The sequence below is a fragment of the uncultured Prevotella sp. genome (assembly GCF_946407605.1).
Taxonomy (GTDB): domain Bacteria; phylum Bacteroidota; class Bacteroidia; order Bacteroidales; family Bacteroidaceae; genus Prevotella.
Map to the genome: position 1 here is coordinate 87,227 of NZ_CAMJOS010000004.1, position 12,743 is coordinate 99,969.

The window sequence follows — 12,743 nt, forward strand, 5'->3', positions numbered from 1 at the left end:
TATCCATTTTCAATTACAAGTTAATCTTCACACCAGCCACAATACTACGGCTCTGACCTAAACGGCCCAGGTCGATACCCTGGCCAAGCACACTTGAGGTCATGGTCATCTCAGGATCGGTACCCAGATACTTGGTGAAGGTCAGCAGGTTGTTACCCTGAACCCAGAACTGGAAGCCCTGGATATACTCAGAGTTGATGGGCAGGTTGTAACTCAGGGTCACAGACTTCAGGCGCAGATAAGAGCCGTCCTCAATCCAGCGGTCGCTGAAACGAGAGTTACCCTTCGGATCCTGGAAGGTAATGCGAGGCATGTCGGTCTGCTGACCTTCCACCTGCCAGCGGCGCAGCATAGCTGTGCTCTGGTTCATGAAGCGTGAGCCACCTTCAAGCTGTGAACGCATATAGTTGTAAATATCGTTACCCAGAGAGTAGTTGAAGCGTACGTCAAGCGTGAAGCGCTTCCAAGAGAGTGACGTGAAGATGTTACCATAGATATCGGGATTAGGATCACCGATAATGGTCTGGTCTTGTGCGTCAATCATACCATCGCCATTGAGGTCTGCGAAATGAACATCACCGGCCTCGAAATAAACGCGGTTATGACTGTCGTCCAGGAAGTAGAGACCCTTGGCATCATAGGTAGCCTCACCAGCGGCATGAGCAGAAGCAGCCTGCGCATCAGCAGTAGTAGATAACACGCCCAGTGACTTGTAACCATAGAACAGGTTAGCGGCCTGACCTACCTCCGAACGGATGGTAGCACCATATATCTCATTCATGATAGGCTTATCATTGTCGGGCAGAGCGGTCAGCTCATTCTTGTAGTGACCAGCACTGGCACCGATCTCCCACTGCCAGTCTTTCAGTGACAGCACCTTAGCCTTGAAGTTCACATCGAAGCCTTCGTTCTTCAGTTTACCATCGTTAGACCAGTTTTCGCTCAGACCGCTGAGGAATCCCAGCTGCTGAAGTGACAGCAGGTTGAAGGTAGAAGAACGGAAGTAGTTAATACCCACATTCAAACGGTTGTTGATGAAGCTAGCATCGAGTCCCAAGTTCAGGCGACGGGTGGTCTCCCACTTCACCTCTGTGTTACCGATACCTTCGAATGCCAATGTAGCAATGGTGTTGAGGTACTTACCAGAACGGAAGTAACTGCGAGCAGCATAATAGTTGATATCATCGTTACCGCTCATCTCAAAGCCGGCAGAGAGGCGCAGGTAATCAATACCGTTGACCTTAGCCATCCAAGGCTCGTTGCTGATGACCCATGAACCCTGAATACCGGGGAACACAGCCCATGCGGCCTTGAACAGACGGAAGTCACCGCCCTCCTGACCGAAGCGAGAAGAACCATCGATGGTCACATTACCCTGCAGATAGTAACGGCTCTTGTAGTTGTAGTTAGCCTGAGCGTACCATGACAGAGAATTCCAGTTCTCGTTAACACCAGTCACATCCTTGTTAAGCAACTGACCAGAGATACCAGGTGTCTTATCACTACCAGTGTTGTAACCTACCTGCGAACTGGTTGAGAAGCTCTCCCAGTTGATACGTGCGCCACCCAACAGATGGATGTAATGAGCATTGTAACGATTCTCCCATTCCAAACGAGTGTCACTCATTACTGAGTTCTGCTTAGAAGCCAGGGCACGTGTCTCATTCTGACGATCAGCGTTCAGACTAGATACATAATAGGTATCAGGTGTACCATTGATAGGAATATAGTACAACTCGTTGGTGTTAACCAGGTTGTAGCTGAAGTGCTCGCTGAGCGAGAAGTTACGGGTAAACTCGTACTTCGGTGTCACGGTCAGGTTCAGCATTGAAGTCTCGAAACGGTTCTTCGACTCATTCTCAGCATACTCGTTGATAGCGGCGGGGTTACCCAGACGCCAGTTGTACTTCGGATAGTCTGCCAAAGCCTCTGACAGGTAAGACTCCTGCTCAATATCCCAGTGAGAATCAGAGAAGCGGCCTGAACCAGTCTCATCATGACCATAGCTGTAAGGGCTGAGGAACGGGCTCTTGACGTATGCCAGGAAAGCAGGCGATGTAGGTGTACCCTCATCATAACCTTCAGGAGCACCATCGTTACGGATGTTACGTGTCTGGTTGGCAAACGAAGCGTCAAAGCGGACAAACAATTTGCGTGTAAGAGTAATATCAGTATTGAAACGCACATTCAGACGGTCCATATCATTGTACTTCAGCGTGCTCTGTGCGCTGGTATAACCTACCGACAGGTTGTAGTTAGCCACAGCGTCACCACCTTCGATGTTGATACCATAGTTCTGAGTCATGGCTGTATGATAGACATAATCTTTCCAGTCGGTCTCCTGATGATACTGGTCATAGTAGTAGTACTTCTTACCATTCTGATCGTATTCAGGCTTCAAGAACTTGAACTCACGCAACTTGGTGTCGGTGGTCTTCAGCATCTCAGAAGCGTAGCTGCGATACTGACCTGCATCCATCACTGACAGATACTGAGGCTCGAGCACCACGCCAGCAGAGATATTGGCGGTAATGCGGGTAGCCATAGACCTATTACGGCGTGTCTGAATCAGAATCACACCATTGGCACCCTTGGCACCATAGAGGGCAGTACCGTTACGCATCACGGTAACCTTCTCAATATCGGCAGGGTTCAGGTTCGACAGGATATCATTATAGAAACCGTCGTGCAACAGTGTGCGGCTGTACTGCTGGTCAATAATCACATCATCAATGACAATCAGCGGCTGGGCATTCACATTGAGTGAATTCAGACCCTGGATAAACATCACGCTACCCACACCAGGTGTACCGTTACGAGTAACCGTATAGGCCTGACCGCCCAACTGCTTCTGAATCTCATCCTTGATATTGATGGCATTGGTGTACTTGAAATCAGTTATCTGATAGTCACTACGTACATTGGTCTGAGCGTTGTACTCTGCCGTAAAGTTCGTAATATACATATATACCGGCTTCTGCTGCTCACCTTGCACCAAACCCATTCTGATGGGGTTATGATCGGGCGAAGTGACATGGACGGCAGATGCGAAGACAGGCACTTTCAACTCGTATGCACCATCGTCGTCGGTCAGTGCACTGTAACCATCAATCTCTGCTGCGCGGACAATAGCACCCGAGATAGGCTGCTGTGTGGCAGCATCAAACACAAAGCCTTTGACTGTACGTGTCTCATACTGCTTCTTCGCTGTAATAACTCGCTTAACCTGAACTTCCTCAATCTCTTCCTCTTCTTCGTCATCGTAATCCTGTGCGAAGACACTCAGCGGGAAAGTCATCAGCAGCGAAATTCCAAATAAGATATATCGTTTCATATTCTACTTTCTTTATTTATGTGAACATTAGCGTTGCATATACCAGGCGGGATAACTCCTGTCGTCAAATTTACCATGAGGATAAACAATCACGCCAGGCTTACCCACAGCATTTGCTGCGACTTTACCCTGGTTGGGCAAGGTACCCACTTTCTCAGGCAGAGCATCAACAATCTCCAGTGTTCCGTGGGGAACCAACAGAATACAGTTGATACGCATGGTACGTGTCTTGACATTGTTACGCAGATCGGCACTACCTACACGTGTCTCTACCTTCAGCCAAGCCTTTCTATCTGTTGCTTCCACACCGACAGTGCTGAAGTTGAACTTGTAGTCTTCGGCCAGCAGGATGTAATCAACCACGTCGGCTTTTGTCTCGAAGTTCTTCTTACCTTCAGAGTTCAGCATCTCTTCTACACCGATACCGGGATTATAGACAGAGCAACGAACTTCTGTCGGCAGACGCTCACTTGTCGTAGCCAGTGAGTCACCAGCCAAGGCAGGAGCAACTACCAGATAGATATCATAACCCATGTTCGAAAGCACATTGTTCAAATAATAGGTTACAGAGTGGTTCACAGTCGTATAGAGCTGGTCGAACTGCATATACGAGTTACCCCACAGAGAATTGTAGTACTTGTTGTCTGAGCTCACATATTTGGGATTCTTCTGCACAGTCTCCACAGAGTCTTTATCATCCTTACTCTTAGGATCCTTAATCTTGCTCACTTCCTTAATCGAGTTGGAGGCAATGATAAACTGATTGAAAGTGTTCAGCTCGTCAATGTTCCACTTTGTGGCTTTCATCACCTGACCATTACTACAGGGGATAACCTCCGTCTGATCAAAGATACCATTCGTACCCTTGGGATCAAAGAACTGATTGTAAGCAAAGGGAAGACCCCACTTGGCCTTACGCTGCACAAAGGTTGACATTCTGTCCTTCACGCTTTGGTTAGAGATAACCGAGTCGTTCAAGGCTGCATCCTTGTTCATATAGGTACGTGTAAAGGTGGTACCCTGTACGATGGCCAGACGGCTGTTGGTATAAACCATTGAGTCGCGATCAGGCAGCTCGGGAGAATAGTTGAAGTAAGGTTCATACTTCTCTATGAGCGTCTTCCACACCTCGTTAGTGGGAGCCACCATCCAGTAGGTGCTATCCTCAGAGTTGATTTTGCCCAAATAGTTATACAACTCATTCTGCTGGCTGAATACAGAGTCCAGATACTGAGTCTTACCATCTACGATACTACCGGGCACACTCTTGTCTGCCTCAAACTTCAGATAATAATAGTGACTGTTGTAGAGGAAACTTCTCAGGCTGTCCAAGTCTGCATCCTTCGTTGCATACTCGAACACGTTCGGCAGATAATTCAGCTGCTTACCCAGCGTATAAAGCACACCGTTAGTATAGAGCTGGTTTTTCAGGCCAATCTTGACATCATTGATGGTGCTGTCACTCAACACGGCATACTTACCATTCATCAGCACGATAGAGTCAGTCCTCAGGTTCGAGACAGAGTGGTTATAGAGGGCTATATGATTCTGGATAAACTCCTTAATCACGGTATTGTTCTCCTGAGTCACAGAGTCCAGCACCTGCTGCTTATAGCTGGCTATCAGGGCATCAGCCTCTGCCTTGCTAAACTGGTCATTGGTCGGAGCAAAGACCGTGAACACCTGGCTGCCATCGAGGCTGGGCATATAGCCACATTCCTTCAATACACTAGCAAAGTTACTCAAGTTCTCGTTACTGTTGATAGCCTGCCACAAAGAGATGTCATGCACACCATTGGTGGTGTCACCCAAACTCTCATAGTGGTCATCCCAGGTATCGGAACAAGCTACGAAGGTGAGGGTGGCTACTGCCAACCCTAACACCTTAATATATATTTTCTTGGTAATCATAATTATCAATTCTCAATTATCAATTCTCAATTACAGGTCGTCCTCCATGTCTCCTTCACCTTCGATGCCATAGACACTCTTAGGAACCATTTCAAAGTAGTCGAACATAAATTCGTTATTGTTACCTTGCTTACCATCAGAAGCCACACGGAAACGGATGTAATAGTCCTTAGTGGCATCAATATATGTCTGGCACAGGATTCGACGCATCATGTGGGTTATGCCCCAAGAGTAGTTTTTCTGCGAACCGTTGTTACTGATGTTGTAGCAAGAACGAGGAGCTCGGTAGGCACCAAGGTTCTTTAACACTTTCTGTTCAGCTGCCAGATCCTCAACAGCCGTCTTCTTATAGGTCTCCAATTGTGAATCATCCTCTGGGATAGTTTTACCCAGATACATCTCACTATTAAGAATCTGCATCATGTCCAAGGGGATACCCTGAGGTATAAGATTATTAGGATCATCTCCAAAGTACACCTGCATCACACCACGGGTCTCCAGCGGAGCGAAGCCCAGACGGAGCTGCCATTCGCCGCTATAAGGCACGGGAGGAATGCGGAAGGTGAAGTCATAGTCACCAAAGAGGTTCCACTCATCACCCTGCCAAGACCAGAACTCCCAGTGAGGACGGCGATAAATAAGGTGACAGCTTGAGTTGAAGGTCACACCATCGAGATAGCCCAAGGGGAACTGATAGTTCTTACCGTTCTTCGGGTTCTCAGACTCATCAGCAGGTGCGTTGTAACCATCGTCAGCACGGTAGTTACCCTTCAGACGCATACCATTACTCATCAGCTCGGGGAAGACCGTTGAGAAGTCCATACGGATACGCATATTCTGAACCTTGTCACGAACATCAGTATCAAACTTCACAATATCATCCACATAGAAGAAGTGACCATTCAGAGCATCGTGTACAGGTGTTGTCTCAACCGTATTATCCACAAGCACACCACGGAAAGTATAGTCAGGTGCTTCATAGCGGCGGTTTAGGAAGTGACGCTCCTTCTTATCAGCATCAGGTCCATAGATATCCACACCAGGCAGAGCCTTGAAATTGACGTCATAGCGGCCAAAGCGGCTCAGCAACTCAACCTTCAGCATAGTATGAGGCAGTAAGGTCTGGTACCATTCTACAGCATTAATCCACTTGGTCTCAAAGCCAAAAGGCTCTCTGGTCTCAGGAACGATCAAAGCAATAAGGTCGGTCGCTGCCGGCACATAGCGGGTCATGATATGGTACTGGATGAAACGCTTCAGCGGGTTGATACTGTCAGAGAGGTATTCAGGATTACCATCACCCCACTTCCAGTGCTCCTTCAGGTCATCACGATGTTCTACATCACCAGAGCCATATACAGGATCGTAAATCTTGACAGCCAAATCATACAAAGCTTTCAGGTTACCCTGGCTGGTATCAATGCCATACTCCAGGAACTTTGCTTTATAGAGCGAGTCTGGTTCTACGAAGACCGTAAAGCCCTGTCTCTTATGGTCAGGCACCCAAGCCACCTCGTTTCTAACGTGTGACTTATACTTATAGTACTTATACTTCAGCTTCTCTTTCTCATAGTCCTGATCCTGCCAAGCCACGATCTGCTCGTCAACCTTCGTAGCCTTCAAAGCCTCGTAGAAGATTCCGATTTTCTCGTTGTCACGCAGAATGTCAGCCAAGAAGCTATTAGACTTCTCAATGACCATGTCGATAGGCTGTACGATACCATTCTCCACAGAGTCGTTCTGATGAACCTTTGATCCGTCAGGATAAGTTTTCTCGAAAATGATATGTGCCAAACCTTCCAGGTAAACCACAGCATTGCTGTCCTCGTCCACACCCTGTGAGGTAGCGATATAACGACCTAACAAGTTATAGTCGGGCAGACAGTCCTGCGTCATCTCAAAGGTTGAATATATATTGTTCACCAAGTGAGTACGGGCGATGGTGTCACAGTCTTCCACACTCAGCTCGTCAATACTTGATATGCCACGCTGCTGCAGATACTTGTTCACGGCATCATTGTCGGGCAAGAAGCACGTGTACTTACCGTAAGTAGACAGCAGGCTCATCAGATTGGCCTTCTCAACGATAGCGGCAAACTGACTATACTGCTCGCGATTCTTCATGTAATCGCTCATCATCTCGCCTGTGAATGCATAGAAGTATTCATTATCAGGCTCGTCAGAGCAGCTGGTCAATGGCCCTGTAGCAAGCAGGGCTGCCAGCGCCATGAAGGCAACTTTGATATTTTTCTTGATATTCATAGTCTTCTTATTTAGAGTATTCATTGTTATTTGGTCGTTTTCTCATAGCTGGTACTTTCACCACTACCAAATGCCGGGTTCTGCACCAGGTTGTGGTTCACCTTCAGCTCCTCATAGTTGTAGGGCCAGAAGATAGCATCCATCTTCTTGAAGAAGTTAGAAGCGAACTGGCTGTTCACATCGTCGCGCTTGCTGACGGAAGAAATCACCTCGTTAGTATTACCAGCACGCAGAGCATAGCGTACCAGGTCAAACCAGTACTTGCCTTCGAACATCAGCTCACGACGTCTCTCTTTCTTCACCAGTTCCAACATGGTCGATTTAGAACCAAAGTCACTGGCATTCAACGTGTCTTTTTCCGTAAGGGTTACTTTCATGATAGAGCGCTTGTTGATGGCATTAACCAGGTAGAAGGCCTCTTTGTTCATAGCATCATTGTATGCAAGATCCTCTGCCTCCACACCGTCGCGCATCTTCATACACAGTGCCTCAGCCTTGAAGAGCATGATATCGGGCAAACGGTAGATAATCCACTGGCTGCCATTGCTGTTCGAAGGGAATGCGCTGGAATAGTTTGCGTTTGGTGTAGCCTCAGCGTTGATATTGATCTTTGAATATACCATCTTGGCAATAGCCTCTGATGACTGATCATAACAGGTATAGAGGCGAGCATCCATATCCTTTATCTTATCTTCAAAGATAACTCGACCAGAACCAGAAGTAAGGTTAATATCACCTGACACAGTTGAACCGGCTGTTACCAGACCCTTCTTTGAGCTAGAGTTACCATAGAACGAAGAGATAGCGCCATTGTTGATAGTGCTATGAGCCGAGGGATCCTCGTCGTAGTACAGTTCAAAGATGACTTCTCTGCTGGCATCATCACGCTTGGACTGTGTGAAGAGCGTGTTATAAACTCTACCGCACTGGTCCACTTTCTGAAGGTCTTCATAAATCAGGGGGAAGCCATTCAGACGCTTCTCCAGAAGAGCCTCGACGCTGGCACCCATGTTATTACGGTTCTTCTTGTTATACTCCTCAAAGATTTCCTTCTTAGACTTGATGACCATATCTGCATACTTGATACAGTTGTCATAGTCACCAGCCCAGAGATACATCTCGCAAAGCATGGCATGAATGGCATCCTGAGTGATACGACCAGTCTGATAACCGTTCTTGGTCTCAGGATAACGTCTTACGGCGTCGTTCTGAATGGCCTCCAGGTCAACAATCAGGTTGTTGAGCACCTCGTTGAAAGGAGTGGCAGCCAGGTCCATCTTCTGGTCGTCATCCGTAAAGGCTTCTCTTGAGAAGGGCACGTCACGGAAGGTACGAATCAGGTAGAAGTAGCAGAGTGAGCGGAGTGCCGTTACCTCAGCAATGGTAGCCTTCAGGTCACCGTCGGTATAGGCGGGGTCTTTGGCAGCCACCTCAGGTGCATACTTCAACACCGTATTACAACGGTTAATCACATCATAGAAACCGTCCCAAGTAGTATAATCGTTTTTAGCGGTGATGTTCTCTTTCAGAATGTTGTACAGAGAGATATCATCATCAATATTGCTACCGGCTCCGATATTGTCGCTACGGAACTCACCCCAGATCATCATGCGTTTACGTACGCCCTCATTCTGAAGTGCCGAATAGCATCCTGCCACAATATTATCCACGTCGGCCTTTTCATTCCAGAAGTCCTCCAGAATGATTTCACGCTGGTCCTTGATTTCCAAGAAGTCGCCACATGACGTGAAACTGCAAACGAGACAGATGGCGCTGATTATCTTATAATAATTCTTTTTCATAATCTTCTTTTCTATTTTAAGTTGTCAGTCCACGTTTAGAAATCAACAGTAATACCGAGAGTGTAAGAGCGTGAACGCGGTGTCTGTGCGTTGTCGGTTGCAGGAGCCTCTCCTCCGAAAGCGATATCGGGGTCAACACCCGAGTATTTCGTAAGAACGAATGGGTTGTTGATACTGCAATGGAAAGCAATGCGGTTGAGTCCAATCCAGCTCAGGTATTTCTTTCTGAGAGTATAAGACAGCTGTGCATAGCTCATACGCAGGTAGCTACCGTCCTCAACGAAGCGGTCACTGATCAGTGTGTTGTAGTTACTGGTAGAACCGAACATGGCACGTGGGATAACGGTTACGTCACCCTCCTGACGCCAACGGTAGTTCACAGCCTGGCTCTGGTTATCGTTACCAGTCATAGACTCAGCATTCAGACGAGCCTTGTTGATAATCTTGTTACCAACACGATAGGTGAACTGTGTGTTCAAGCTCCAATCCTTATAGCGGAAGGTGAAACCGAAACCACCAGTCAACTTAGGCAGAGAAGAACCCAGATAGGTAATATCCAATGCGTTGATCTGACCATCATGGTTCAGGTCTTCGTAGATAGCATCACCACCATTGAAGCCGGGGAAGCTCTGGTCGTGACCTGTACCATCAACACGATAGTCATAACGCATACGGACAGGAACATTGGCACCACTGAGGATGACATTACCATCAGCATCAACAGCTACAGGATAAGTTCTGCCAGCGGCTTTCTCCTGTTGCCAGAGAGCCTGAATTTCGTCAGCAGTCTTTCCTTCAGCCATGTTCTTGAAGGTGTTGTAATTGTACTGGTAAACACCCAAGTACTTGAAACCGTAGATAGCACCGAACGGGTTGTGCAGCTGTACACGCTGCAAGGTCTCACCGTTGGCATAGCCATAAACTGAGTTCTTGCTGTCGAGGATGTTCTCATCCATCTCCAGAATCTCATTGCGGTTGTTACCGAAGTTCACGTTCATATCCATGGTGAAGTCACCCTTCTTGAGCAGACGGTTGGTATTGATGTGGAACTCCCAACCAATGTTGCGCATCTTACCGTTGTTATGAGTGGGAACGGTAGCAAAACCTGAGTTAGAAGGAATACGGAAACCACTCATCAACATGTCAGAGGTAGTAGACATATAACCCTCGAGGGTCAGGTTTAGTCTGTTGTCGAAGAACGACAGGTCAACACCGAAGTTGTAGCTCTCCACCTGCTCCCACTTCAAGTCGGCCAGACGGATGTTCAACGGCTTCATAGCAGCCATGTCGATATATTTGTCAGTAGAACCGTACTTAGACGTATAGAGGTAGTTCTGACCAGGCTGACGACCATTGAGACCCCAGCTAGGACGGATGGCCAACATTGAGAGGAATGGCTTCAACTTCTGCATCCAGGGCTCGTCACTGACAATCCACTTCAGTGAAGCAGAGGGGAAGTAACCCCAACGGTTGCCAGGACCGAACTTGGTAGTACCGTCAACACGTACGGTCACGTCAGCCACGTAACGTCCCTTGTAAGCATAGTGACCAGAGAAGGTGTAGTACATTGAACGCCACTGACTGAAACCAGATGAAGGCGAGTCAATCAGACCACCAGCTGCAGGGTTGACGATGATACTACCTGTTGAAGGCAGACCGTAACCCGAAGTAGACTGTGAGGTGCTGCTACCTGTTGTCAGCTCGAAACGTCCCATCATCATGGCGCTGTGGTCCTTGTTTGAGAACGAAGGAATCAAGGTCAGGGTGTGCTTCGTGTTGAACGATACACTCTTTGAAGAACCAGCTGCCGAGGTGTTCACCTTGTCTCTCCACTGCTTGGAAACGAGCTCCTGGGGATAGAACTTATCGTTATACTGGTTAGAAATATTCATATAGACCGAACCACGCCAGTTCAACTGCCAGTGGTCGTCGTCCAGACCCAAGAGGTTATAGTTGATTACCAACTCGGGGTTCATGTCATAGTTACGTACATTACTCTTAGCCAGACGAGCCGATGCTACGGGGTTCACATAGGTACGCTGGTCATTGGCAAACACCTCAGAACCAACATACGGACCACTCTGAATCATGTTATAATAAGCATCGGTATTCTCACCCGTCACAGGATCCTTTTCATAGATGCTCATGTTAGGCATCTTCTTCAAGGCGATGTTCAGCAGACCATCGTAGTTCTGATGGTTGTTGGTATAGGTCAGCGAGAAGTTGGTGCTGACGCGGATACGCTGGCTGACATTGTAGTCCAAGTTCACACGAGTAGAGAAACGGCTCAGCTTCTGCTCAATCATCGTACCTGTCTCATGGTCGAAACCGGCACCGATACGGAAGCTGGCTTTTTCACCACCACCACTGATGGTAGCATAGTGGTTCTGACGCAGACCCCACTGTGTGACGGCGTCACGCCAGTCGGTATTGTCGCGATACTGACGCCACTCCGAGAAGCCACCGGTATTGTCCAGGTAGTTGATCTCAGGAATACGGTCACCATCAGAAGCATTATCATCCTGACGGGGGTTGAAGTACGACTCTTTCAGCATCATGGTGTAGTCGTCACCATTCAGCAGGTCATAACCCTGAGGCTGATAGGTACCAGTGAGCTTCAGAGAGTAGGTCACTTTGGGTTTACCACGTACACCACGCTTGGTGGTCAGCTCGATAACACCATTACCACCCTGTGAACCGTAAACGGCACAAGCGGCAGCATCCTTCAGCACGGTGATAGATGCGATATCCTCAGGGTTGATGTTCAGCAGTTCTGCGAACTTCTCATCGTTAGCACCAGCCATATCGAAGTTGTCGAGGTTCACCTCACGGATATTACCATCGACCACAATTAGCGGGTTCTGGTCAGTCAGAGAAGACAGAGAACCGGCACCACGCAGACGCATGGTAGAACCAGCACCCAGGTTACCAGAGTTACCAATGATATCCAGACCGGCGATACGTCCCTGCAGGGCCTCGTCGATAGAGGTGATACCCAGACCCTCGAACTCCTTCATGGAGATGGTCTGTGTAGCATAGGAGATTTCTCGCTGCGGGATAGGCAGTGTGTTACCCTGCAAGCGCTTCTTTGACTTAATGGTCACCTCTTTCAGTGTAGTTGATGACTGCATCTTCAGGTTGAAGGTGGTCTTATTGATAGGCAGGGTCACTGTCTTCAAACCTACATAGCTGAAACGGATCTTATCCTTGGCATTACGCACCTTCATGGTGAAGTTACCATTCAGGTCGGTAATGGCAGACTCAATAATACGCCCGGTGGCATCAATTTCGCAGACGGTGGCACCCATCAGCGGGCCCATATCGTCGCTCAACGTACCGTGTACGGAAGTAATGTTCTGTGCGCTGATGGTTGTTGAACACAGGAGCGCCAGCATCAATATGATAGATTTAAATAGTCTCATACAATTATCCTC

Annotated in this window: 5 protein-coding genes; all 5 read right to left on the bottom strand. The window is 47.9% G+C overall.

Annotated features, from left to right (window positions below):
* Window positions 1-13: 13 nt before the first annotated feature.
* The 5 genes from Q0R57_RS03230 to Q0R57_RS03250 are packed head-to-tail and all read right to left on the bottom strand — an operon-like array spanning window position 14 to window position 12,731.
* Complete coding sequence (locus tag Q0R57_RS03230) at window positions 14-3,334, bottom strand: SusC/RagA family TonB-linked outer membrane protein (RefSeq protein WP_294743849.1); 3,321 nt, start codon at window positions 3,332-3,334, stop codon at window positions 14-16.
* Between the two features lie 27 nt (window positions 3,335-3,361).
* Window positions 3,362-5,245: a fasciclin domain-containing protein gene (locus Q0R57_RS03235; RefSeq protein ID WP_294743851.1), complete on the bottom strand. Its 1,884-nt coding sequence runs from the start codon at window positions 5,243-5,245 to the stop codon at window positions 3,362-3,364.
* Between the two features lie 30 nt (window positions 5,246-5,275).
* The gene (locus Q0R57_RS03240; protein ID WP_294743853.1) at window positions 5,276-7,507 is read right to left on the bottom strand and encodes a fasciclin domain-containing protein; all 2,232 of its coding nucleotides are present in this window, start codon (window positions 7,505-7,507) and stop codon (window positions 5,276-5,278) included.
* A gap of 26 nt (window positions 7,508-7,533) precedes the next feature.
* Window positions 7,534-9,309 (bottom strand): RagB/SusD family nutrient uptake outer membrane protein, encoded by a 1,776-nt coding sequence (locus Q0R57_RS03245; RefSeq protein ID WP_294743854.1) that lies wholly within the window; start codon window positions 9,307-9,309, stop codon window positions 7,534-7,536.
* A gap of 35 nt (window positions 9,310-9,344) precedes the next feature.
* Entirely contained in the window at window positions 9,345-12,731 is a 3,387-nt protein-coding gene (locus Q0R57_RS03250) for a SusC/RagA family TonB-linked outer membrane protein (protein WP_294743855.1), read from the bottom strand.
* Window positions 12,732-12,743 lie beyond the last annotated feature (12 nt).

Coding starts and splice junctions, on each gene's coding strand:
- Q0R57_RS03230 (WP_294743849.1), bottom strand. CDS start 3,334: ATGAAACGATATATCTTATTTGGAATTTCGCTGCTGATGACTTTCCCG.
- Q0R57_RS03235 (WP_294743851.1), bottom strand. CDS start 5,245: ATGATTACCAAGAAAATATATATTAAGGTGTTAGGGTTGGCAGTAGCC.
- Q0R57_RS03240 (WP_294743853.1), bottom strand. CDS start 7,507: ATGAATATCAAGAAAAATATCAAAGTTGCCTTCATGGCGCTGGCAGCC.
- Q0R57_RS03245 (WP_294743854.1), bottom strand. CDS start 9,309: ATGAAAAAGAATTATTATAAGATAATCAGCGCCATCTGTCTCGTTTGC.
- Q0R57_RS03250 (WP_294743855.1), bottom strand. CDS start 12,731: ATGAGACTATTTAAATCTATCATATTGATGCTGGCGCTCCTGTGTTCA.